The following is a 23,520-nucleotide window of genomic DNA, read 5'->3' as shown; positions in this document are numbered from 1 at the left end:
CCCCACAGGAACACCCGCATGAGTCCGCTCGACCTGGTCCGCCGTCGGCCCGAGGCGACCCCGCCCGCCCCCTCCGCCCCCTCCGCCCCCCGCGCCACGGTGGCGGAGCGGGTCGTGGCCCGCACCGCCGGGGTGCTCTCGGGCGGTCACAGCCGGCGCCGGTTCCTGGCCCGCACGGCTGTGGTCGGCTCGGCCCTGGCCGTCAACCCCGTCACCTACCTGCTCAAGCCGGGGACCGCCTACGGGGCGGTGTGCGGCACCTGCAGCGACGGCTGGACCGCGTTCTGCTGCACCATCAACAACGGCAGCAACTCGTGCCCGCCGGCCACCTTCGTCGCCGGCTGGTGGAAGGCCGACGGCTCGGCCTACTGCGGCGGCGGCCCCCGCTACATCATCGACTGCAACGCCACCTGCCCCACGCAGTGCTCGTGCCGCTGCGCCGGCGCGGCCTGCGACGGGCGGCGCACCTGCTGCAACCAGTTCCGCTACGGCCAGTGCAACCAGCAGATCAGCTGCTACGGCCCCGTCGCCTGCCGGGTCGCCATCTGCATCACGCCATGGACCTACGACCCGGCGTGCTCGACCCGCACGCTCACCGACAACCGCACCGCCGACCACGGCGCCGCCTGCCTCACGAACCAGGCCGACACCCCGATCGCCCGCAAGTACCAGGCGCTCGGCGGCGCCGGCGGCATCCTCGGCCGCGAGACCCAGACCGAGCGGGCCACGCCCGACGGCACCGGCCGCTACGCCGTGTACGAGAACGGGCGGATCTACGACAGCCCGAGCACCAACCCCCAGGAGATCCACGGCTCGATCCTCGACCTGTGGCTCGCCGCCGGGGCCACCGGCAGCGCCTACGGCTACCCGACGACCGACGTGTCCACCGCGGCCGGCAGCGTCCGGTACTCCCGGTTCCAGGAGGGGGCGATCTACCGCTTCACCGACGGCAAGACCTACGGCGTCCCCCAGCCCTACTACTCCGTTTACCAGGCCTACGGCGGGCTGAGCACCAGCGGCGCCCTGGGCTACCCCACGAGCCCGATCCGCCGCAGCGGCGACGACCGGTCGCTCTACATCAACTTCCAGAAGGGCCGCATCTACCGGCGCGGGAGCATCACCGCCGAGATCCACGGCGACATCTTCACCAAGCACGAGGCCCTCGACGGGATCTACGGACCGCTCGGCCACGTCCAGTCCAGCGTGGGCACCCTCGCCGACGGCCGGGGCAAGGCCTCGATCTTCGAGCACGGCGGCGTCATCTACTACACGGCCGCGACCGGGGCCCACGGGGTGTGGGGCGAGGTGCTGTCGGCGTACATCGACCACGGCGGCCCGACCTCCGACCTCGGCTACCCGACCAGTGACCGCGGTGACGTCGGCGACGGCCGCGGCGTCCGCGTGACCACCGAGCACGGCGGCGTCTACTGGACCAGCTCCACCGGCGCCCACGTCGTGCCGCCGGCCATCTTCAGCCGGTGGACCGGGGGCCCGAGCGGTGCGTTCGGCTACCCGACCGGCGATCCCCAGCGCCTCCCCGGCGACGGCGTCCGGCAGACCTTCGAGGGCGGCACCATCACCGCCTCCTCGCCCTACGTGCCCTTCGTCAAGGCCACCTACGCGGACTTCCTCGACCGGGCCCCCACCGCCGACGAGGTCGACTGGAGCGCCAGCGCCCTGGCCCGCGGCACCACCACCAAGCCGACCTACGTGCGGGGGCTGTCGTCGTCGGACGAGTACGTCAGCGCCCTGGTGCAGAGCTTCTACCAGGACACCCTGGGCCGGCCCGGCTCGGAGCGCGACGTGGCCTGGTGGGCCGACCGCATCCAGGCCGGCATGTCGGTGGCCAAGGTCGCGGCGTTCTTCTTCTCCTCCCCCGAGTACTACGAGATCGCCGGCGGCACGCCCCGGACGTGGCTGGCCGACGTGTTCACCGCCATGTTCGGCCGGTCGGCCACCAGCGGCGACCTCGACTACTGGGAGGAGCAGGTGGCCAGCCGGGGCCGGTCCCGCGTGGCCCAGATCCTCTACCAGGCGAACGAGTCCCGGGTCGTGCGGGTGCAGCGGATCTACCAGGCCCTCCTCGGGCGGGCGGCCAGCAGCGAGGACGCCTCGTACTGGTCGTCGCGGATCGCCACCCAGGGCGACCTGGCCCTCGCCAGCACCATCGCCTCCATGCAGGAGTACTTCGACCGCTGCCAGACCCGGTTCCCGAGCTGAGCCACCGCCGACCGGCCGGGGCCACCGGCTAGGTTCGGCGCCGCGGCCTCCGGGCCGCTCGGCCGGCCCCTCGCCAGCCACGCGGGTGTAGCTCAATGGCTAGAGCCCCTGCCTTCCAAGCAGGCTATGCGGGTTCGATTCCCGTCACCCGCTCCACACCGCCTCAGCCGTCGTCGGCGCCGGTCTCGGCCTCCTCGCCGACGACGCGGAAGTCGGCGTCGAGCTGGACGTCGACCTCGGACCCGTCGTCGAGGGTGACCTCGACCTCGTAGAAGCTCTCCTCGTCGCCGACCTTGGTGTCGGTCACGCGGCCCTCGCCGGTGTGGTCCAGCGCCGCCGTCGTCGCCCGCTCGAGATCCGACCCGGTGATCGGCGCCTCGGAGTCGTCACCACCGCCCGCGCCGGCGATGCCGGCCCCGACGCCGGCACCGAGGATCACGATGGCGGCGGCGGCGGTCATCCACTTCGTCTTGCGTTCCATCACGCTCTCCTTCGCTCCTCGCGGCCCGGTCGACCGCGAGCTGCGCTGCGCCACCCATCCTCCCCCAGCACCTGAACGCATGCTGAGAGGGCCCGGCGCGTTCCTGCGTCAGCAGCAGCGGTCGACCTCCGTCCCCCAGGAGCGTGGACGGGGGCCCTCAGGCGTCCTCGGCCGGTGGACGGCGGGCCTTGCGGCCGCGGGCCAGCTCGGTGCCGAGGGCGGCGAGGCGGCCGGTCCAGAAGCCGCGGAACTGCTCGAGCCAGGCGTCGACCTCCTGCATCCCGGCGGGGTCGACGGCGTAGAGCCGGCGGGTCCCGTCGGGGCGGACGGTGGCGAACCCGTGCTCGCGGAGCACCTTGAGGTGCTGGGAGACCGCGGGCTGGCTGATGCCGAACTCGGCCCGCACGACGTCGGTGACGGCGCCGGCCGACGCCTCCCCCTCGGCGAGGACCTCGAGGATCCGCCGCCGGACCGGGTCCCCCAGCACGTCGAAGGCGTGCATCAGCCGCCGTCGCCCCCGCGGGCGAGGTCGTCGATGCCGGGGCCCTCGCCGGTGAAGAAGGCGCCGCTCCGCTCGGCCGCCGCCCGCGCCTGCTCGGGGTCCTCGCCGCCGGCGGCGTCGGCGTCGCCCCACGCCGAGGCGCTGGCGAGGATGAAGCCCCGCGCCGCCTCGCTCGCCTCCCACCCCGCGAAGGCCTCGCGGTCGACCGCCTCGCCCGACGACAGGTGGAGCGACAGGCCCAGCAGGCCGAGCTCCCACCCGACGCCGACGGCGCCGGGGCCGAACTGCTCCCAGAACGGGTTGTCGCCGTGGGTGGTGTGCGTGAGCCGGAACCGGGTCCCTTCGCCCTCGGGGGTCAGGGTCACCTCGACCCAGCTGACCTGGTCGGCGTAGACCCACGTGACGAGGAACCGCTCGCCCGGCTCGCACTCGAGCACCTCGCCGCCGGCGTTGCCCTCGAGCTGGTAGTGCCCACCGAGGCGCAGCTCGCCGGTGACGGGGAGGAACCAGCGGGCCAGCCGGTCGGCGTCGGTGAGGGCGTCCCAGACGTCGTCGACGGGCGACGGGTAGACCTCGGTGGCGATCACCGCCTTGTACGGCGGGCCCTGGCGGTCGGAGTCCTCGACGCTCCGGTGGACGGCGGCGAGGCGGTGGTCGGTGTCGATCTGGATGTCGGCCATGCCGCCGTTCTATCGCCCTCGCCTAATATAAGCAACCACCGATGTTCAGGCGGAGCGGTTGAGCCAGCGCGTTCCCTTGTCGAGGCGGGTCCGCAGCTGGGCCACCGTCGCCTCGGTGACCCGTGTGATGCCCGAGATCCGGTTGAGCTCGCGGTTCACCTGGGCGTGGGTCATCCCGGTCGTCCGCACCAGGTCGCGGGCCAGCTCGGCGTTGAGGTCCCGCAACCGCTTCTTGTCCTCCTTGCGGGTCAGCGGCGCGCCGTCGGCCCCGACCCCGACGGGCCCGACGCCCCCGGCGAGCGGCGGCGGGGGCGCCAGCTCCAGCTCGAACCCGGGGCCCTCGTCATCGTCGTCGTCGTACCCGTCGTCGTCGGCCGCCGGCTCGTGGCCGTCGGCGTCGGTCGCCACGGCGGAGATGACGGCGAAGAGCGACATCTGCTCCTCCTCGGGCGGGGCGGCGTCGAGGGCGGCGTCGTCGAGGCCCTCGAGCGGCGCCTCCCGCTCGCGCCGCTGGAGCGAGTGGCGCCGCTGCTCGGCGATGCCGTGCGCCAGGCGGCGCAGCCGGGCGTCGTCGGGGATGAACAGCCACGCCTTCTGCTGGGGGACCCCGCGCGTCCACCGCACGAGGCGCCCGACGGCCTGGCGGAAGAACAGCTCGGTCGAGGTCGTCGTGGCGTACACCCCCACCCGCAGCCGGGGGATGTCGACCCCCTCGGACACCATCCGCACCGCCACCAGCCACGGTTCCTTGCCCGCCGCGAACATGGCGATGTGGCTCGACGCCCGGGGGTCGTCGGAGGTGACGACGGTGGCCCGGGTCCCGAAGCGCGACCGCAGCAGCTCGGCGATCCCCCGGGCGTGGTCCTGGTCGGTGGCGATCACCAGCCCCCCGGCGTCGGGCTGGACCATCCGCACCTCGGTCAGGCGGGCGTGGGCGTCGCGGAGCACCGTCGGCAGCCACTCCCCCTCCAGCGACAGGGCGGTGCGGAGGCGGTGGCTCGCCCGCACCGCGTCGAGGTCGTCGTCGAAGGTCGCCGAGTGCTCGCTGCCGTCGGGGGCCGACCACTCCATCTGCCCGCCGGTGCGGGGGAAGTACACGGGCCGCACGACGCGCCGGTCGGCCAGGGCGTCGCCGTAGCCGTACTCGAAGTCGGGCCGGGCCTCGTCGAGGTGGTAGTCGACGAACGGGATGGCGCGGGTGTCGGAGCGGAACGGCGTGCCCGACAGGGCCAGGCGCCGGTCGGCGGGCTCGAAGGCGGCCCGGACGGAGTCGCCCCACGCCCGGTCGTCGGCGGCGTGGTGCAGCTCGTCGAAGACGACGAACGCGCCGGGGCTGAGGGCTCGGAGGGCGGCGGCGCTGGTGGCGACCTGCTGGTAGGTGGTGACGATGCCGTGCATGTCGCCGGCCAGGGCGCCGTCGGCGGCCGACCACGTGGGGTCGAGGTGGAGGGCGAAGCGGGAGGCGGCCTGGGCCCACTGGTGCTTGAGGTGGGCCGTGGGGGCGACGACGATCAGCCGCCCGGGCACCTCGGCCAGCCGGTGGCGGGCCGCGGTGAGGGCGAAGGTCGTCTTGCCGGCGCCGGGCGTGGCCACGGCCAGGAAGTCGGGCCGATCGTGGGCCACGAACCGGTCGAGGGCGGTCTTCTGCCAGGGGCGGAGGCGGACGGTGCGGGTCATGGGGGACCGTCGAGTGTGGCACGACCGCAGGCCCGCTCCCGACCTCGTGGCCGGGTCATCGGGCCACTCGGCTGACGCCTCGCCGGCCGGGTCATCTGGCCACTCGGCAGACGCCTCGCCGGCCGGGCCATCTGGCCACTCGGCTGACGCCTTGCCGGCCGAGCCATCTGGCCACTCGGCTGACGCCTCGCCGGCCGGGCCATCTGGCCACCCGGCTGACGCCTCGCCGGCCGGGTCGTCGGCCCCGCCCGGGCCCCTCCCGCCGAAGCGGACCTGGACACGTGTCTGCGCTACGGTCCGCCGCTCGCCCGCTCCCCGGAGGTGCACCCGTGCAGACCGAGACCGCCCGCATCGACATCGCCAAGCCCGCCGCCGAGGTGTGGGCCCTCGTGGGTGAGTTCGGGGGGCTCGACACGTGGATGTCGGGCGTCGACTCGTGCACCGTGGAGGGCGACGTCCGCACCATCGAGACGATGGGCATGACCCTGACCGAGAAGCTCGTCGGCCGCGACGCCGACGCCCGCTCGATCACCTACTCCATCGTCGGCGAGGGCGCTCCCGTCACCGCCCACGAGGCCACCATCACCGTGCACGACTCCGGCGCCGACGCCAGCGAGGTCACCTGGGACGTCTCGGTCGAGCCCGACGAGGCGGCCCCGATGTTCCGGGACATCTACCAGGGCGCCCTCGGGCAGGTGAAGACCACGCTCGAGGGCTGAGCCCCGGGGCCGACGCCTACGGGGCGACGCTCGTGAGCGAGAAGGTGTCGGCCTGGAACCACTGGTCCGGGCCGAGGGTGGCGTAGACCGAGAACGACAGCGTGTTCCCCGCCTCCTGGGCCGTGTAGGTCGCGTCGATGCGCTGCCACGCCGTGCTCGTCGGCGTGACGGTGACGGCCCGGTAGCCGCCGGGCGGCGCGGTGCCGTCCGCCCGGGCCTCCCGGAGCAGCAAGGTCATGGGGACGCCCGCCGCCACCGGCCGGACGTGGACCCCGCCGCTGTAGGTCCGCCCCACCTGGGTGGAGGCGACCGGGCGGGGGTTGACGTTGAGCCCGTAGGTCCCGGCTGCGGTCGTCGAGCTCCGCACCTGGACCGCGGCCACCCCGGCGTGCCCGCCTCCGGTCACGCGGGTGGGCCGCACCGGGCTGCGGTAGGTCCCGCCGAAGCACGAGAGGCCGGACTCGACGCCGGTGTCGCACGGCGCGAAGTGGTCCGTCGTGGCCGGCGGGGGCGGGGGCGCCGTGTCGGAGAACACCGGTGAGTGGGCGAAGGCGGTGTACCTCTGCTGCTCGACCGGATCGGGGACGCCGGCGCCGGTGTAGCCGACGCGCACGTCGGTGCCGGCGTTGATCGTGTCGTAGACCTCGTAGAGCTTCAGCCGGGGGTAGCGCCCCGACTCGAGCGCGGCCTTGGCGTCGTCGTACATCCGGTAGGCGTCGGCCTGGGACGCGCCCCGCCAGGAGCCGTACTCGGCCAGCCCCCACGGCTTGGAGGTGAACGCGTGGGCGGCGTCGGTCTTCTCCTCGAGGGCGTCGTAGAAGTAGCCGACCTCGGTGTCCCAGCGCATGCCGCTCTGGAGGTAGGGGTCCCAGGTGATCCAGTCGACCCGGTCGTTGCCCGGCCACAGCTCGGGGAACAGGCAGTCCCAGCCCTGGTAGCCGAGGTAGTTCATGACCCACACCACGTTGCCGACGCCCAGGGCGTCGAAGCGGGCCTGGACGTTGGCCCACATGGCCCTGTACTCCGCGGGCGACCCGGTGCTGCCCTTCAGGCCCGGGCAGGCGGACGACCCGATGCTGGTGACCCGCTCGGGCTCACCGTGGATCGAGAGCATGACCCGGTGGCTGCCGAGGGCCTTGATCTCCCGGGCCATGGTGTCGATCTGGGCGTTGACGGTGGCGTCGCCGCCGCCGGCCCGGGCCCACTTCGAGGCCGGCTTCCAGTTGATGTAGACGATGGCCCCGCGGTTGGCGAAGTAGCGCTCGTCGGCGGTCAGGGTGACGTTGCCCACGTTCTTGTAGGTGTGGACGACGTCGACCTGCTTGCCGATCCGCGCCTCGTGGGCCTCGTACTGGGCCCGCACCCCGCTGCCGACTCCCGGGTAACTCCCGGCCACCACGCCGAGCCACGGCCGGCACGGGTTGACCAGCTCGGCGGTCACGGTGCAGTCCGCGGCGGCGGCCGGGGTGGGTGGCTCCGCCGACGTCGTCACGACCGTCCCCCCGACGACCAGCGCCAGCGTCGCGACCCCCCGGATGATGCTGCGTCCCCCCGACCTCATGCTCACGCACAGTAGCGGAAATCCCTGAGCCGTGCCTCTGCGTGGTCGTGGGGGTCAGCGTCCGGCCGCGGCGGGGGTCCTCCCCTGCCGGCCGGCCCCTGGCCCTGACCGGACCGATGCGTTCCGTCGATCCCCGTGGCGCGTGACGCGCCACGAGGGTCGACGGGACGGGCGAGACCGCGGCGCGGCGACCGGATCAGCCGCCGCCGGCGGACCCCTCGGCGGTGGCGGTGCCGGAGCCGCCGCTGGTCGACGGGGCGGCGGCGTCGGCCCGCCGGGCCACCAGGGCGGCGAGGAGCTGGGGGACGTCGAAGCCGGTGAGGTCGCCGGCCACCTGCATCCCCTGGGCGACGGTCGAGGTCACCTGGCGGGTGACGTCGCTGGCGCCCTCGGTGCTGATGACCGTGAGCTTGTCGATGTTCCCCATGGGCTCGGCGGCGGCGCCCACGATGCCGGGCAGGGCGGAGGCCAGCAGGTCGAGGATCGCTGCCTCGCCGTAGGAGGCGTAGGCGTCGGCCTTGCGCTGCATCGCCGAGGCCTCGGCCTCGCCCGCGGCGCGGGTGGCGTCGGCGGTCGCCTGGCCCTCGGCCCGGACGGCCTCGGCCAGCTGCTCGCGCTGGGTCCGCTGGGCCTCGCCCTGGAGGCGGACCTCCTGGGCCTGGGCCTCGGCCCGGGCGATGGCCGCGCTCCGCTCGGCCTCGGCGTCCTGCTCCACGGCGTAGCGGCGGGCGTCGGCGGGCTTGCGGATCTCGGTGTCGAGCTCGCGGTCCTTCAGCTGGGCCCGGCGGGTGGCGACCTGCTCCTGGGCGCTGATGACGTCCTGGTCCTTGGCCGCCTGGGCCAGCGGTCCGGCGGCGGCAGCCTCGGCCGCGGCCGCGTCGGTCTGGGCCTGGATCTCGGCCCGCTTGAGCTCGAGGGTGCGGTTGGCCACCGCGATCTCCTCCTCGGCCAGGATGCGGGCCTGCTCGGCCTCCCGCCGGGCGATGGCCTCGGCGATGGCGGCGTCCTTCTGGGCCCGGGCCGCCTCGGGCCGGCCGAGGTCGGCGAGGTAGTTGCCCTCGGCCTGGATGTCCTGGAGCTGGAAGGTGTCGAGCACGAGGCCCTGGTTGGTGAGGCTCGACTCGGCCTCCTCGGTCACCGCCGCCGCGAACGTCGCCCGGTCGCGGATGATCTCCTCGACGGTGAGGCGGCCCACGATGGCGCGGAGGGCGCCGGCGAGGACCTCCTTGGTGAAGTGGTCGATGTCCTGCTGCTGGCCGAGGAACCGCTGGGCGGCGGCGCGCACCGAGTCCTCCTGGCCGCCGACCTTGACCACGGCGACGGCCTCGAGCGAGCAGCGGATGCCGTTCTTGGCGATGGCCGCCGGCACCGACACCGCCAGCTGGCGGCTGGTGAGGTCGAGGATGGCGAGCCGCTGCACCACGGGGAGCACGAACGTGCTGGCCCCCATGACGACCTTCTGGCCGGAGAGGTCGTGGGTGAGCTGGCCGGTCTCCGGGTTGGTGACCTCCCGGCCCTTGCGGCCGGTGACGATGAAGGCCTCGTTGGGCCCGGCGACCTTGATGCGCGTGAGCACGAACATCACGAGCAGGAAGATCAGGACGACGAGTCCGGCGATGGCGATGAGCCCGGTCATGGGGTGGGACCTCCGTGGGGGTCGGTTGGCGGTGGAGACGGGATGGTCCCGGCGGACCAGAACTGGTCGTGCGACTCGACGACGACGAGGGTGGGCGAGACCACCTCGACCACGACGACGGCGGCGCCGACGGGCAGCGTCTCGGCGCCCCGCGCCGCGACCTTCAGCTGCTGGCCGGCGTGGGTCACGAGGACCTCGCCGGTGCGATCGGCGGTGAGGGCGGTGACGACCCGCCCGCGCCGGCCGACGAGGTCCGCCGATCGGACCGGAGCGTCGGTCGGCATGTGGATGAGCGCTCGGATGAGGCGGGTGGCGAGCACGGCAAGGGCCACGCCGGCCACGGCGCCGATCCCCAGGGCGGCCACCATGGGGGCGCCGAGGGAGAGGGCGGCGGCACCGACGAAGCCGAAGGCGCCCACCAGCGCAGCGAGGGCGGGGAGCGACAGCCAGTCGGGCCCGAGGTCGATGTCGAGGTCGACGTCGCCGACGAGCAGCCCCACGAGCAGGCCGACCAGGCCGAGGGCCCCGAGGACGAGCAGGACGGTCACGCGGGGACCCTCTCGCGTCGGGCTCGGACGGGGTGCGCCGCGTCAGGGCCGATGATGGTGGCCTCCGTGGCGGACAGGGACATCGGGGTGCTCCGAGCGGTCGCAGGTGGACACGCCGACCAGGCTTCCCGGCACACCGTGGCAGCCCGACGGGTCACCGGCAGCGACACTAGCGGTCGGAGGCGCCGGGGGCCTGCGGGTTCCGGCGCTGTTCCCCGGTCGTGCGCGCCGACAGCCCACCCTCGTTCTGTCGCGCTCAGCGCTCGTCGGTGAGCGCCTGCCGCGACAGAACCGTCCCGACGTCGGCCCACCCTCGTTCTGTCGCGCTGAGCGCTCGTCGGTGAGCGCCTGCCGCGACAGAACCGATCGGTGGTCGCTCGCTCCCCGCCGATCAGGGGGCGGGCGTGAGCGGCGGGGGGAACCAGGCGGCGCCCACCACCTCGGGGTGGCCCTCGTAGGCGCGCAGGGCGACGGCGCACGGGCCCGGGGGGGCCGGCAGCCAGTTGGTGGTCCGCGCCGGGGGATCGGCCCCGACGTCGATGACGAGCGAGCCGTCCGGCTCCCGCTCCACGCCCGGCGTGCGGTCGCCGATGCTGTACCGGTCGATCGGGTTGTCGACCAGCTGGCCGTCGACGCCGTACATGGTGAGCGACCAGAACCCCCGCACCGGGGGGAGGTCCTCGGGCCGGAAGCGGAGCCGGCGGGGGACGGCGCCGTCGTCGATGCCCGCCACGTAGGACCGGTTCTCGGCCGGGAGGTGGGCGGCCAGGGCGAACCGGGCCGTGGCCGCCCGGGCCACCACGTCCGACCCGAAGTCGGCGCCGCCGAGGCGCGTCCCCCAGCCGTCGGCGATGCGGTCGTGGCCCAGCCGGAGCACGCGCTCGTGGACCCGGGCCAGCACCTCGGGGCCCGCGCCCGCAGCGATCCCCTCGTCGAGGAGCCCGGCCAGGCCGGGCGGGGCGGGGACGTCCCACGGGGCCGGGGGGTCCGACGCGAGGGCCTCGGCGACGAGGGCCAGCGGGTCGCTCGGAGGGCCGTCGGCGCCCGCCGCACCGTGGCCCGGGCCCGTCACCCGGATCGACCGCAGGGCGTCGGTCGCGGCGGCGACGTCGTGGGGTCCGTCGACCACGACCCGGGCCAGCACCCACACGCTCGGGGTGGCGACGGGGATGGTCGTGGCGCCGTCACGGACCGGCGGCACCGTCGGGTCGAGGGTGGCGCGGGCGACGACCCCGTCGCTCCCGTGGAGGCGTCGGCACACGTACGACACCGAGGTGTAGGCGTCGAGGAGCATCACCGACCAGTAGCGGCCCGGCTCGAGGGGCGGGACCTCGATCGTCAGGTCCCCCTCGGCCAGGTCGTAGAAGCCCGAGCCGTAGAGGGTGTCGTTGTTGGGCGCCACCACGCCCCGGTCGGCGGCGGTCGAGAGCCGGGTGCGCAGGGCGAGGCCGTCAGCGTCGACGGGGACGCTGCGGTGGAGGGTCCGCCGGGTCGCGAGCAGGGGGTAGCCCCAGACCACCCCGTCGACGAGGGCCTCCAGGTCCAGGCGTCGGCGAGCCACCGGCGTAATGTATCTCATTAGACACCGGCGGGCGAGGACGAGGCCCGGCGCGGCGTCACCGGGCGGGGCGGTAGGCGTGGAGGGTGCCGGCGAAGGTGGGCACCAGCACGGTCCCGTCCGGGGTCAGGGTGGTGCCGACGCTGAACAGCGACACCCCCTCCAGCCGGTCGCGGTCGAGCACAGTCCCGTCCCGGGTGTCGACGACGGCGATGTCGACCTCCCGCCCCTCGCGCGGCACGGTCACGTAGGCCCGGTGCCCCTCGGCCTGGGTGGCGATGCCCAGGTTCACGAGGTCGTCCCGCTGCCAGGCCGGGACAGCCCGATCGCCCTCGTCGACCACGGCGACCGTGCCCCCCGCGCCGGCGGGCATCACCAGGCCGTCCGGGGAGACCGAGGGGCTGCCGCCGGCGTTCCACCCGATCCGGTACGACCAGATGATCGCCCCCGTGTCCGCGTCGAGGGCGTGCAGGCTGTCGACCCCGTCGGTGACGTAGACCCGGGTCCCGTCGGCCGACACGGTGGGGCTCGACCCACTGCCGTTCGGGAGGCCGTCGTTCGACCAGGCGTCGGTGATCGCCCCCTCGTCCTCGTCGATGTCGATGGCGCGCACCGACGCCCGCGGCGCGCCCGGCTCCCACCAGGTGAAGAAGACCCGGCCGGTGTCGGGGTGGACGGCGATGGTGTTGGCGCTGGGGCACCCGGGCAGGCCGCGGGCGCAGGGCCAGAGGCTCTCGGCGAGGGTGAACCGCCGCCCCGGGATGAGCTCCCGGACGGGCACCACCGGCTCCCCCGTGGCCCGGTCGACGACGTGGACCTGGCCGATGTTGGTGACCAGCACGACGCTCCCGGCGGGCGTCAGCTGCGCCGACAGGGGCACCCCGACGATGGGCGCCTCCCACAGGAGGGCGCCGTCGCGGTCGAAGGCGTGCAGGGCCTGGCTGTCGGCGACGAACACGTGGCCCTCCCTGTCGATCAGCGCCGACGAGATGGCGGCCCCCAGGTCGAGCTCCTCGGTGCACCACTCCACCTCGCCCGTGGCCCCGTCGAGGGCCTGGAGGTGGCACGGCCCCCCGTTGTCGGTGAGGTAGACGCGCCCATCGGGGTCGCTGGTCGGACCCACCGTGATCATCCCGCCCGTGGCGTAGGACCAGGCCGGCTCGAGCGCGTCCGGGCCGGGGATGGGGGCGAAGTCCGAGTTCCGCCCGTCGGCGTGGATCGCCGACCACGTGGGCGCGTAGGCGGTGGTCGTGGTGGTCGTCTCCGCCGTCGCCGTCGTGGTCGCCGGACCGTCGGTCGGCGCTGCGGGCGCCCCCGACCCCTCGGACGACGACGTGCAGGCGCCGGCCGCCACCGCCAGGGCGACGACGAGCGCGGCGGTGCGGCGGGACCAGAGACTATCTTCAGTCATGATGAAGACTGTTGCTCCGGGCCGTCGGGGCGTCAACCCCTATCCTCCGCCCATGGCCCGGGGCGTGGCGCGCGGCGAGGACGGACGGACCGCTCGCTCCCAGCGCACGCGCGACCAGGCCGTCGATGCCCTCCTGGCCCTGCTCCGCGAGGGCGTGGCCAACCCGACGGTGGCCGAGGTGGCCGAGCGCACCGGCGTGACACCCCGGTCGATCCACGCCAACTTCACGTCGATCGAGGCGCTGCACCGCGCCGCCGTCGACCGGGCCACGGCCGACGTCATCACCCGGATCCGCCCCATCGACGTCACCGCTCCGCTCGCCGCCCGCATCGACGCGCTGTGCCACCAGCGCGCCGTCATCCACGAGCACCTGGCCCCGCTGCGCCGGGCCGCCCGGGCGCGGGAGGCGACGTCGCCGGCCCTGGCCGAGGCCCGCGCCACCGCCCTGGCCGCGGGGCGCGACCAGATCCGGCGCGTGTTCGCCGCCGAGCTGGCCCCGCTCGGTCCGGCGGCGCGCCGCCGCGCCGCGGCCGCGGTCGACGCCGCCGCCGGCGACGGGGCCTGGGAGCTGTGGCGCGACGGCTACGGCCTCTCCCCCGCCGTGGCCCGCCGGACCATGGCCGAGGCCGTGGGCCGCCTGCTCGACGCGAGCTGACGCCGATCGCTCGCCGAGCTCGGGCGACGGTCGCGGGCGGTCGTGTCACGGACCTGCCGCACCAGCGGTACCCCCCGGGGACCACCGGGCGGTGCGACCACGGGAGGATGCCGGCACCCGCCGCGCTGCGTACCGTCTGGGCCATGGTGGCGGTGCGCGGCCAGGACGGAGGGGCGCGGCTGGTCGACCGGATCGCCTTCGGCGCCGTGGTCGTCCTCCTGGGGGTGGTGACGCTCTCGTCCGGTGACACCGACGCGGCGACGCGCGACGTCGACTTCGGCGCCGTCTGGCTGCTCGCCCTGGCCACCGGTCTGGCGGTGCTGGGGCGACGGCTCCCGGCCACCGCGGCGCTGGCCAACCTGGCGACGACCGTCGCCTGGCACCAGGTCGGCTACGCCAGCGCCATCATCACCGTGCCCTACCTCGTCTCGTTCTACCTGCTCGGCCTGGACGGCGACCGGGTGAAGGAGCTCCTCGTCGGGGGTCTCGCCGTCGTCGGGTCCGCCGTCGCCATCCTGGCCGCGAGCGACCAGCCGGCCTCGTCGGCCGCCTCCGCCGTCGGGTGGACGCTCGCCGCCCTGCTCCTCGGCGAGCTGTCGCACCACCGCCGGATGCTGCTCCGGGAGTACGAGGAGCGGGCCCGCCGGGCCGAGGCCGAGACCGAGCGGGAGGCCGGACGGCGGATCGCCCAGACCCAGCTCGAGATCGCCCGGGACCTGCACGACGTCCTGGCCCACACCGTCGCCGTCATGACCGTCCAGGCCTCGGCCGGGCGCGAGGCCCTGGGCCGGGGCGAGGACGCCAGCGCCGCCGCCGCCCTCGAGGCCATCCGGCAGGCGGGTCGGGAGGCCACCGGCGAGGTCGGCGCCCTGATCGCCGTCCTGCGCGACGGCTCGACGGGCCCGGCGCTGGCGCCGGCCCCCGGCCTCGATCGCATCCCCGACCTGGCCGACGGGGCCCGCTCCGCCGGCATCGACGTCACGACCGAGGTCGACGGTGGCTCCCTGCCCGAGGTCGTGGAGCTGACCGCCTACCGGGTCGTGCAGGAGGGGCTCACCAACGTGGTCCGCCACGCCCACGCCCGGCGGGCGTGGGTCACGGTCCGCCGCCAGTCCTTCGAGCTGCTCGTCGTGGTGACCGACGACGGGACGCCCGAGGAGCCAGGCCCCTCGAGGGCCACGACGGGCCCGGCACGTCGTGGTCCTCGACCACGCCTGTCGAGCGGGGAGGCGGCGGCCACCGGCTTCGGGCTCCGGGGCATGCGGGAGCGGGTCGAGGCCCTCGGCGGAGCGCTCGCCGCCGGCCCGGTGGACGGCGGCGGCTGGCACGTCGAGGCCCGGCTCCCCGTGGACGGGGCGCAGCGGTGATCGCCGTCGCCATCGCCGACGACCAGGCGCTCGTCCGGGCCGGGTTCGTGTCGCTCCTCGCCGCCGCCGACGACCTCGCCGTGGTGGGCGAGGCCGCCGACGGCCGCGAGGCCATCGCCCTGGCCCAGCGGCTGCGGCCCGACGTGATGCTGATGGACATCCGCATGCCCACCGTCGACGGCATCGAGGCCACCCGGGCCGTCGTCGACGACCCCGCCCTCGCCGGCGTCCGGGTGATCGTGCTCACCACCTACGAGCTCGACGCCTACGTCTTCGAGGCCCTGCGGGCCGGCGCCAGCGGCTTCCTCACCAAGGACGTCGACCCCGACGTGCTCCGGGACGCGGTGCGCACCGTCCACGCCGGTCAGGCGCTGCTGACGCCCTCGGTGACCCGCCGCGTCGTCGACGCCTTCGCCGCCTCGTCGCCGTCGGCCGTCGACCCGACCCGCCTCGACGTGCTGTCGGGGCGCGAGCGCGACGTCCTGGCCCTCGTCGCCGAGGGGTTGAGCAACCACGAGATCGCCGCCCGGCTGCACCTCAGCCCGCTCACGGTGAAGACCCACGTGAGCCGGTGCCTGCAGAAGCTCGGGGCCCGCGACCGGGCCCAGCTCGTCGTCGCCGCCTTCCAGGGCGGGCTCGGCCCCTGACGCCGGGGCCCGGCGATGGTCCCACGGGAGTACCGGGAGAGCCTCCTCCGGCCCGACGACGGAGATCGGACCCGTTCGTACCGTCGCCGCCATGGAACGACGCCGCTCGGCCCTCCGCCGCCTCGCCCGCCTCTGCCACCGACGACGGCGCCTGGTGCTGCTCGCCTGGATCGCCGCCCTCGTCGCCCTGTCGGGCGCAGCCGGCGCCCTGGGCGGCACCTTCGAGGACGAGTTCTCGCTGCCCGGCTCCGAGAGCCAGGAGGCGGTCGAGGTCCTGGAGGACGGCGGCTTCCCCACCCGCGCCGGGTTCCAGGGCCAGCTCGTCGTCGCCGCCGACGACGGGATCGACCGGCCCGACCTCGAGCGGGAGGTCACCGCCCTCCTCGACCGGGTGGTGGCCGAGGTCCCCGACGCCGCCGTCACCAGCCCCTACTCCCCCGAGGGTGCGTACCAGGTCAGCGCGGACGGCACCGTCGCCTTCGCCGAGATCGCCCTGGCCGACCGGGACGACGACGCCTACGACGAGGCCGTCGACACCATCACCGCCCTCGTCGAGGGCGCCGAGGTCCCGGGGGCGCAGCTGGAGCTCGGCGGCGACCGGTTCGTCGAGCCGGCCGAGGGCGGCAGCGAGGCCATCGGCTTCCTGGCCGCCGTGGTCATCCTGCTGCTCGCCTTCGGCTCCCTGCTGGCGATGGGCCTGCCGCTGGTGACGGCGCTGTTCGGCATCGGCACCGGCGTGGCCGTGGTGACCCTCCTGGCCAACGTGGTGACCATGCCCAGCTTCACCCTGCAGCTGGTGATGATGCTCGCCATCGGCGTGGGCATCGACTACGCCCTGTTCATCGTCACCCGGTACCGCCAGGCGCTGGCGGACGGGCACGACCCGGCGACGGCCGTGGAGATCGCCATCGACACCGCCGGGCGGGCGGTCCTCTTCGCCGGCACGACCGTGGTGGTGTCGGTGCTCGGCCTGCTCGTGGTCGGGCTCGACATCAACCGGGCCCTCGGGATCGCCGCCGCCGCCGGCGTCGCCACGACCATGCTGGCGTCGGTCACCCTCCTGCCCGCCCTCCTCGGCTTCGTGGGCGCCGGCATCGACCGGTTCGGGCTGCCGCACCGGGCCCGGGCCGGGAACGAGGCCTCCGGGCTGGGCCACCGGTGGAGCCGCACGGTGCAGCGCCACCCCGCGGCCGCCGCCCTCGTGGGCTTCGTCGTCCTCGCCGTGCTCGCCGTGCCCGCGCTGTCGATGCGGCTCGGGTTCGGCGACGCCGGCAACCGGCCGACGACCGACACCACCCGGCGGGCCTACGACCTCCTGGCCGAGGGGTTCGGGCCCGGGGCCAACAGCCCGCTGCTGCTCGTCGCCTCGATGCCGGACGACGCCACCCTCGAGCCCGTCGTCGACGAGGTGCGCCGGACCGAGGGCGTCGCCGGCGCGACCCCGCCGATCCCCAACGCCGACGGTGACGTCGCCCTCGTGCAGGTCTTCCCCGACAGCGCCCCCCAGGACGAGGCGACGACCGAGCTGGTCCACCGGCTGCGGGACGACGTCCTCCCGGCGGCGACGGCGGGCACCGGCGTCGAGGTCCGGGTGGGCGGCGCCCAGGCCGCGGTCGTCGACTACTCCGACTTCGGCGCCTCCCGCCTCCCCGTGTTCATCGTCGTGGTCCTGGCCGTCTCGTTCGTGATCTTGATGGCCGTCTTCCGCAGCGTGCTCGTCCCGCTCAAGGCGGTGATCATGAACCTGCTGTCGATCGGGGCCGCCTACGGGGTCGTGGTGGCCGTGTTCCAGTGGGGGTGGGGTGCCAGCCTCATCGGCATCGGTCGGGCCGGACCGGTCGAGGCGTGGGCTCCGATGATGCTCTTCGCCATCGTCTTCGGCCTGTCGATGGACTACGAGGTCTTCCTCCTGTCCCGCATCCGGGAGGAGTACGACCGGACCGGCGACAACGCGACCGCGGTGGCCACCGGGCTGGCCCACACGGCCCGGGTGATCACCGCCGCCGCCGCCATCATGGTCGTGGTCTTCGCCGGCTTCGTCCTGTCCGGCGAGCGATCGCTGCAGCTGTTCGGCCTCGGTCTGGCCACGGCGGTCCTGGTGGATGCCACCCTCGTGCGGCTCGTCCTCGTCCCGGCGACCATGGAGCTGCTCGGGGACCGGAACTGGTGGCTGCCGCGCTGGCTCGACCGCACCCTGCCGGCCGTCCACATCGAGGGGGAGGCGTCGTGACGGACCCGACCCGTCCGCTCCCGTCCGAGGGGACCGCACCTCCGGCGGGACGCATCGGTCTCGTCGCCAGCGTGGGTCTCGGGCTCCTGACCGCCCCGCGGGTCGTCCTCCACGACCTGGGGGTCGACGTCGGACCGCTGAACCTCGTCCTCGTCTTCGGTCCGCCCTCCGTCTGGGTCTGGTACGCCCACCGCCAGCGCGTCGCTCGACCGGTGCTCGCGCTGGCCGGGGTGGGCCTCGTCTACGGCGTGATCCTCGCCGTCCTCCACATGGTCCTCTGGGACGAGAGCTTCGGTGACGACCCGCCGGGCCTCGAGGGCAACGTCGCCCAGGGCGCCGAGGAGGGGTTCCTCCGGGTGTCGACGGTCGTCAGCAGCCTGGTGGTGGGGACCGTCTTCGGTGCCCTCGCCGGCCTCGTCGCCCTCGTCCTGGCCCGTCGCCGCCGCTCGGCCTCGGCCTGACGCCACATCGCCGCCGACGAGGTCAGGCGGCCTCGTCGTGCCGCTCGCGCTCGGCGGGCGCCTCGGGGCGCCCGGCGCCGACCGCGGAGCGCCGCACCTGGCGGGCGGCGGCGACCACCCGGGCCCGGACCCGCTGCTCGAGCCGGGCGGCCCACGCGTGCTCCCGACCGAGGACCGAGAGGCCGACGGCGATGGTCACCAGCCCCGGTCCGGGGACGACCAGCATGACCACCCCGGCCGCCACCACGGCCCCGCCGCCCACGGTGACGGCCACCCGGCGGATCGTCCGCCGGACGGGCCGCGCCGGCGGACCGCTGGCGCCGGGTGCGGGGGTGGGGAGGTGCCGCATCGGGGGCTCCGAGGTGACGGGACGACGTGACGCCGGCGGCGGCGTCGCTATTCAGGTCTGACGACTCGTGAGGGGACAACTCATCGCCGGCCCCCAGTCTTCCGCCCGGCGACCGCGAGGTCGGCACGGTTTTCGAACGACCGCCACGACGTCAGGTCGGGAGGGTGAAGGAGACCGACGCGCCGCCGGTGGTCGGGTCGTTGCCGGCCTCGATGGTGCCGCCGTGGGCGCGGACCAGGTCGCGGGCGATGGAGAGGCCCAGACCGCTGCCGCTGGAGTCGCCGGCCCGCTTGAACCGCTCGAAGACCTGGCCCAGCTGGTCGTCGCGGAACCCCGGGCCGGCGTCGGTCACCCGGAACCGCACCGCCGCCGGCGGCCCGGGTGCGGGTCCGTCCCCGGCCGACACCTCGATGACCACCTCGCCCCCGGCCGGTGTGTGGCGGATGGCGTTGGCGAGCAGGTTGTCGAGGACCTGGCGGATCCGGGCCGGGTCGGCCCACGCCTTGGGCAGACCGGGGGCGACCGAGGCCCGCAGGGCCACGGCCCGCTGCCGGGCGTGGGCCTCGTGGCGCCCCACGACCTCGTCGACCAGCCCGCCCAGGGCCACCACCTCCTGCTGGAGGGCCAGGCGCCCGGTCTCGGCCAGGGCCAGGGTGTGCAGGTCGTCGACCAGGTGCCCGAGCCGGCGGGTCTCGTCGAGGAGCGAGAGGAGGTGGTGGTCGTCGCGGGGGTGGACGCCGTCGAGCTGGGCCTCGATCTCGCTCTGCAGCACGGCCAGCGGGTTCCGCAGCTCGTGGGTGATGTCGGCCAGGAAGCGCCGCCGGTGCTCCTCGTCGGCGGCCAGGCGGGCCGCCATCTCGTTGAACGTGGCGGTGAGGAGCCGCAGCTCGCGGGGTCCGCGGACGTCGACGTCGACCGTCCCGTACGCACCCGTCGTCACCTGGTCGGCGGCGAGGAGGAGATCGCCCACCGGCCCGCTCACCCGCCGGTAGGTCACGGTCGTGGCCACCGCGGCGAGGAGGGTCGCGGCGCCGATGACGATCAGGCCGCGCGGCTGGTCCTCGTGCTCGGCGTCGGCCGGCAGACCGAGCGTCCCCCAGTACCCGCTCGCCATCCCGGTGATGAGGGCGGCGAGGACCGTCCACGCCAGCACGAGGAGCACCGCGCCCCACCTCAGCCGGCGCCGGAACCGCTGCGCCTCGCCGGACGACCCGGGGCGGGCCGGGTTCGGTCGCCCCTCGACCGGCGGGGCCGGGGGCCGCTCGACGGGTCGATCAGCCATCGGCGAAGCGGTAGCCGACGCGGTGCACGGTCAGCAGGTAGCGGGGCCGGTGGGGGTCGGGTTCGATCTTGCGGCGGAGGTTCTTGACGTGGACGTCGACGGTGCGCTCGTAGGACGGGACGGCCACGCCGTGGATGGCGCCGAGCAGCTGGCTGCGGCTGAGGACGCGCCCGGGCTGGCGGGCCAGCTCCGCCAGCAGGTCGAACTCGGTGGCCGTCAGGTCGACGGCGCGGTCGGCCACGGTGACCTGGCGTCGGCCGCAGTCCACCACCACGTCGCCGACCGCGAACCGCTCCCGCTCGCTCGCCCCGCCCTCGTCGGTGCGACGCAGGACGGCCCGCACCCGGGCCAACAGCTCGCGGGGGCTGAACGGCTTGACCACGTAGTCGTCGGCGCCCAGCTCCAACCCGAGCACCCGGTCGGCCTCCTCGCCTCGCGCCGTGAGCATGATGATCGGCACCGACGAGGAGCGGCGCAGCTCGCGGGCGACGTCCAGGCCGTCGAGGCCGGGCAGCCCCAGGTCCAGGACCACGAGGTCCGGCGGCCGGGCCCGGGCGGCGGCGACCGCCCGCTCGCCGTCGGAGGCCGTGCTGACGACGAACCCGGCCCCGCGCAGGTAGTCCCCGACGACCTCGACGATCTTGGCCTCGTCGTCCACCAGGAGCACGCTCTTGGCCACGGTCCCATCATCGCGTCGGTGCACGTCCTCGTCGTCCCTCCTGCTCGGTCCCCGCCCTCGGCGCCACGATCGTCGGAGGGTGTGAAGACGGCGTGAAGGTGGGGCGGAGACGGTGCGAAGAAGACGCCGGGCGTCCGTCGCCACGCGCGACATCCACACGATCCCTTCACGATCGCTTCACGTCGCCGGCCGATCGTCGCCGCCATGGACATCAACGACACATCAACGTTCCAACCGGTCGTCGCCGACGTGCTCGCCATCAGCGGGGGCAGAGCCGGGTCCGTGGTGGCGACGGTGGTCGCCCTGGCCGGCGCCGTCGTCGGCGGCGTGGCCGTCGTCCGCTCCATCGGCCGCCGCGGCCCCGACCGAGGCCCCGGAGATCGCATCGGCTCGGGCCTCGCCGCCGTGGTGCTCGGCCTCTCGGGCGCCGTCCTCGGCGTCGTCCTGGCGGCCACCGCCGACGGTGACGTCGGCAGCGGCAACGGCCGCGGCGGCGCCTTCGTGGCCGTGGTGCTGGGGCTGATCGGCGTCGCCCTCGGCGGCGTGGCCCGGACCCGCACCCGGGGGGTGGCGTGAAGCTGCGCCGCCTCGTCACCTGGAGCTACCGGCGACGCCGGCGCGTCGTCGTGCTGTGGATCGCCGCCATCGTCGCCGCCTCGGTGCTGGCCGGTGCGGCCGGCGGCGAGACCGAGCAGGACATGACGGTCCCCGGGAGCGACTCGGCCGAGGCGGTCGAGCTGCTGCGGGAGCGGTTCCCGGAGTTCGCCGGGGGCACCGTCGACGTCGCCTACACCGACCCGGCCGGGGTCACCGACCCCGCCACCACCGCCCGGGTCGGCGCCCTCGCCGACGACATCGCCGGCGTCGACCACGTCGTCGCCGCCGAGCCCGGCCCCCTCTCCCCGGACGGGACGACCGGACTGCTGAAGGTCCGCTTCGACCAGGACTCCATGGAGCTGCCGGCCGAGTCGATCGAGGAGGTGATCGACCGGGCCGGCGCGGCCGAGGGCGACGGCCTGCGGATCGAGCTCGGCGGCTACCCCGTCGAGAAGGTCGAGCAGGGAGAGGCCGGCTCCGAGTCGGTCGGGCTGATGGCGGCCCTCGTCATCTTGCTCGTGGCCTTCGGCTCGGTGCTCGCCGCCGGCCTGCCGCTCGTCGTGGCCGGGTTCGGCCTCGGGCTGGGCCTGGCGGGCGTCCGCCTCGCGACCAACCTCGTCGAGGTCCCCGACTTCGGGGTGATGCTCGCCACCATGATCGGCATCGGCGTGGGCATCGACTACGCCCTGTTCATCGTCACGCGCTACCGGAGTGCCCTGGCCGAGGGCCGCGAGCCCTCGGACGCGGTGGAGCTGGCGGGCACGACGGCCGGTCGGGCGGTCGTGTTCGCCGGGTCGACCGTGGTGGTGTCGATCTTCGGGCTCGTGCTGGTCGGCCGCAGCTACCTCTGGGGCGTGGCCCTGTCCACCTCGCTCGTCGTCCTGGCCGTCGTGCTGGCCTCGGTCACCGTGCTGCCCGCGCTCCTGGGCTTCGCGGGGACGAACATCGACCGCCTGCGGGTCCCGCGGGTCCGCCCCGCGGCCGAGGGCCGACGCACCCTGTCGTGGCGCTGGAGCCGCGTCATGCAGCGGCGGCCCCTCGTCGCCGGGCTCGGGGCGCTGGTCGTCCTGCTCGTCCTGGCCGCCCCGGCCACCGACATGCGCTTCGGGATGCCCGACGCCGGGAACGGCTCGACCGAGCTGACCAGCCGTCGGGCCTACGACCTGATCAGCGAGGGCTTCGGGCGCGGCGCCAACGGGCCCCTGCTCGTGGCGGCCGACCTCTCCGACGCCGGCGACGAGGCGGCCGCCTCCGCCGCCGTCGAGGCCGTGGCCGCTGACCTGGCCGCCACCGAGGGCGTGGCGACCATCGTCCCGCCGGTGGTCAACGGCAGCGGCGACGCCGCCGTCATCTCCGTCGTGCCCGCGACCGGACCCCAGGACGAGGCCACCCAGGACCTGGTGCACACCCTGCGCGACGACGTCATCCCCGACTCCGTGGCCGGCACCGGGGTCGAGGTGGCGGTGGGCGGCACGACCGCGGCGTTCATCGACGACAGCGAGCAGACCGCCGGCCGGCTGCCGCTCCTGATCGGCGGCGTGGTCGTGCTGTCGTTCGTCTTGCTGATGTCGGTCTTCCGCTCGATCCCCGTCGCGCTCAAGGCGGCGGTCATGAACATCTTGTCGATCGGCGCCGCCTACGGCGTGATGACGCTGGCCGCCGACGGCGGCTGGTTCGGCGGGCTCGTCGGCATCGACGACGCCACGCCCGTCCCCGCGTGGCTGCCGATGATGATGTTCGCCATCTTGTTCGGCCTGTCGATGGACTACGAGGTGTTCCTGCTGTCCCGCATCCGGGAGGAGCACCTCCGCACCGGCGACGACCGGCGGGCCGTCGCCGACGGCCTGGCCAGCACGGCCCGGGTGATCACCGCCGCCGCCGCCATCATGGTCACCGTCTTCGGCGCCTTCGTGATGGAGGACGTGGTGTTCCTCAAGCTGGCCGGCATCGGTCTGGCGACCGCCGTCCTGGTCGACGCCACCGTGGTCCGCATGGTCCTGGTGCCGGCCACCATGGAGCTGCTCGGGGACCGCAACTGGTGGCTGCCCCGGTGGCTGGACCGGCTGCTGCCGGCCATCGACGTCGAGGGCGGGACCAGCGCCCCTCCCCCGGACCCGGCCCCACCGGCCGGCGCCGTCGCCACCGACGACGCCGACCCCACCCGGGTCCCCGTCGGCTGAGTGGGCGCCCGCCGGACAGGTCGGGGAGCACCGAGCCTGTCCGGCGGGCGACCGATGTCACCGTCCTGGACATTGACCTT

Annotated in this window: 21 protein-coding genes and 1 tRNA gene; 10 read left to right on the top strand and 12 right to left on the bottom strand. The window is 74.9% G+C overall.

Annotation, left to right across the window (positions count from 1 at the left end; all coding sequences use genetic code 11):
* The first annotated feature begins 18 nt into the window (after positions 1–18).
* On the top strand, positions 19–2,220 hold the full coding sequence (locus HC251_RS08670) for a hypothetical protein (protein ID WP_219944900.1): 2,202 nt from the start codon (positions 19–21) through the stop codon (positions 2,218–2,220).
* An 81-nt stretch (positions 2,221–2,301) separates the two neighbouring features.
* A tRNA-Gly gene (locus HC251_RS08665) sits at positions 2,302–2,376 on the top strand.
* 7 nt (positions 2,377–2,383) lie between these two features.
* Here HC251_RS08665 and HC251_RS08660 read toward each other — a convergent pair.
* The 4 genes from HC251_RS08660 to HC251_RS08645 form a co-directional block, all read right to left on the bottom strand.
* Complete coding sequence (locus HC251_RS08660) at positions 2,384–2,701, bottom strand: hypothetical protein (protein WP_219944899.1); 318 nt, start codon at positions 2,699–2,701, stop codon at positions 2,384–2,386.
* A 157-nt stretch (positions 2,702–2,858) separates the two neighbouring features.
* Positions 2,859–3,203 carry a helix-turn-helix transcriptional regulator gene (locus tag HC251_RS08655; RefSeq protein WP_219944898.1) on the bottom strand — a complete coding sequence of 115 codons (345 nt, stop codon included), beginning with the start codon at positions 3,201–3,203 and terminating at the stop codon, positions 2,859–2,861.
* Positions 3,203–3,883 (bottom strand): SRPBCC family protein, encoded by a 681-nt coding sequence (locus HC251_RS08650; RefSeq protein ID WP_219944897.1) that lies wholly within the window; start codon positions 3,881–3,883, stop codon positions 3,203–3,205. Before HC251_RS08650 ends, HC251_RS08655 begins: the two co-directional genes overlap by 1 nt.
* Before the next feature lie 45 nt (positions 3,884–3,928).
* Positions 3,929–5,560 (bottom strand): DEAD/DEAH box helicase, encoded by a 1,632-nt coding sequence (locus HC251_RS08645; protein WP_219944896.1) that lies wholly within the window; start codon positions 5,558–5,560, stop codon positions 3,929–3,931.
* A 329-nt stretch (positions 5,561–5,889) separates the two neighbouring features.
* Between HC251_RS08645 and HC251_RS08640 the strand changes: the two genes are divergently transcribed.
* On the top strand, positions 5,890–6,279 hold the full coding sequence (locus tag HC251_RS08640) for an SRPBCC family protein (RefSeq protein ID WP_219944895.1): 390 nt from the start codon (positions 5,890–5,892) through the stop codon (positions 6,277–6,279).
* Between the two features lie 16 nt (positions 6,280–6,295).
* Here HC251_RS08640 and HC251_RS08635 read toward each other — a convergent pair whose 3' ends face one another.
* From HC251_RS08635 to HC251_RS08615, 5 genes are all read right to left on the bottom strand, one after another.
* Positions 6,296–7,840 (bottom strand): hypothetical protein, encoded by a 1,545-nt coding sequence (locus HC251_RS08635; protein WP_219944894.1) that lies wholly within the window; start codon positions 7,838–7,840, stop codon positions 6,296–6,298.
* A 196-nt stretch (positions 7,841–8,036) separates the two neighbouring features.
* A complete protein-coding gene (locus HC251_RS25970) occupies positions 8,037–9,476 on the bottom strand; it encodes a flotillin family protein (RefSeq protein WP_219944893.1) in 1,440 nt (479 codons plus the stop codon).
* Positions 9,473–10,024 carry an NfeD family protein gene (locus tag HC251_RS08625; RefSeq protein WP_219944892.1) on the bottom strand — a complete coding sequence of 184 codons (552 nt, stop codon included), beginning with the start codon at positions 10,022–10,024 and terminating at the stop codon, positions 9,473–9,475. Before HC251_RS08625 ends, HC251_RS25970 begins: the two co-directional genes overlap by 4 nt.
* A 391-nt stretch (positions 10,025–10,415) precedes the next feature.
* On the bottom strand, positions 10,416–11,585 hold the full coding sequence (locus tag HC251_RS08620; protein WP_219944891.1) for a DUF1254 domain-containing protein: 1,170 nt from the start codon (positions 11,583–11,585) through the stop codon (positions 10,416–10,418).
* A gap of 55 nt (positions 11,586–11,640) precedes the next feature.
* Positions 11,641–12,993, bottom strand: a complete 1,353-nt coding sequence (locus tag HC251_RS08615; protein ID WP_219944890.1) for a PQQ-binding-like beta-propeller repeat protein — start codon at positions 12,991–12,993, stop codon at positions 11,641–11,643.
* Between the two features lie 52 nt (positions 12,994–13,045).
* On the opposite strand from HC251_RS08615, the gene HC251_RS08610 reads away from it, so the two are divergent.
* The 5 genes from HC251_RS08610 to HC251_RS08590 all read left to right on the top strand — a co-directional run bounded on the left by HC251_RS08610 (position 13,046) and on the right by HC251_RS08590 (position 18,353).
* Positions 13,046–13,648, top strand: a complete 603-nt coding sequence (locus HC251_RS08610; RefSeq protein WP_219944889.1) for a TetR/AcrR family transcriptional regulator — start codon at positions 13,046–13,048, stop codon at positions 13,646–13,648.
* 143 nt (positions 13,649–13,791) lie between these two features.
* Positions 13,792–15,015 carry a sensor histidine kinase gene (locus HC251_RS08605; RefSeq protein ID WP_219944888.1) on the top strand — a complete coding sequence of 408 codons (1,224 nt, stop codon included), beginning with the start codon at positions 13,792–13,794 and terminating at the stop codon, positions 15,013–15,015.
* Positions 15,012–15,662: a response regulator transcription factor gene (locus HC251_RS08600; protein ID WP_219944887.1), complete on the top strand. Its 651-nt coding sequence runs from the start codon at positions 15,012–15,014 to the stop codon at positions 15,660–15,662. Before HC251_RS08605 ends, HC251_RS08600 begins: the two co-directional genes overlap by 4 nt.
* A 91-nt stretch (positions 15,663–15,753) precedes the next feature.
* The gene (locus HC251_RS08595) at positions 15,754–17,892 is read left to right on the top strand and encodes an MMPL family transporter (protein ID WP_219944886.1); all 2,139 of its coding nucleotides are present in this window, start codon (positions 15,754–15,756) and stop codon (positions 17,890–17,892) included.
* Between the two features lie 71 nt (positions 17,893–17,963).
* Positions 17,964–18,353 (top strand): hypothetical protein, encoded by a 390-nt coding sequence (locus HC251_RS08590; protein WP_219944885.1) that lies wholly within the window; start codon positions 17,964–17,966, stop codon positions 18,351–18,353.
* Positions 18,354–18,375: 22 nt separating this feature from the next.
* Here the strand turns inward: HC251_RS08590 and HC251_RS08585 are convergent, their stop codons facing one another.
* The 3 genes from HC251_RS08585 to HC251_RS08575 all read right to left on the bottom strand — a co-directional run bounded on the left by HC251_RS08585 (position 18,376) and on the right by HC251_RS08575 (position 20,663).
* Entirely contained in the window at positions 18,376–18,627 is a 252-nt protein-coding gene (locus HC251_RS08585) for a PGPGW domain-containing protein (protein WP_219944884.1), read from the bottom strand.
* Between the two features lie 226 nt (positions 18,628–18,853).
* Positions 18,854–19,984, bottom strand: a complete 1,131-nt coding sequence (locus tag HC251_RS08580; protein WP_219944883.1) for a cell wall metabolism sensor histidine kinase WalK — start codon at positions 19,982–19,984, stop codon at positions 18,854–18,856.
* The gene (locus HC251_RS08575) at positions 19,977–20,663 is read right to left on the bottom strand and encodes a response regulator transcription factor (RefSeq protein ID WP_255566644.1); all 687 of its coding nucleotides are present in this window, start codon (positions 20,661–20,663) and stop codon (positions 19,977–19,979) included. Before HC251_RS08575 ends, HC251_RS08580 begins: the two co-directional genes overlap by 8 nt.
* A 204-nt stretch (positions 20,664–20,867) precedes the next feature.
* On the opposite strand from HC251_RS08575, the gene HC251_RS08570 reads away from it, so the two are divergent.
* Positions 20,868–21,239 carry a DUF6223 family protein gene (locus HC251_RS08570; RefSeq protein WP_219944882.1) on the top strand — a complete coding sequence of 124 codons (372 nt, stop codon included), beginning with the start codon at positions 20,868–20,870 and terminating at the stop codon, positions 21,237–21,239.
* Entirely contained in the window at positions 21,236–23,440 is a 2,205-nt protein-coding gene (locus HC251_RS08565) for an MMPL family transporter (protein WP_219944881.1), read from the top strand. Before HC251_RS08570 ends, HC251_RS08565 begins: the two co-directional genes overlap by 4 nt.
* Positions 23,441–23,520 lie beyond the last annotated feature (80 nt).

Source organism: Iamia sp. SCSIO 61187, assembly GCF_019443745.1.
Taxonomy (GTDB): Bacteria; Actinomycetota; Acidimicrobiia; order Acidimicrobiales; family Iamiaceae; genus Iamia.
The sequence above is the reverse complement of the archived record's forward strand: the minus strand, read 5'-3'. Positions and strand labels throughout refer to the sequence as shown.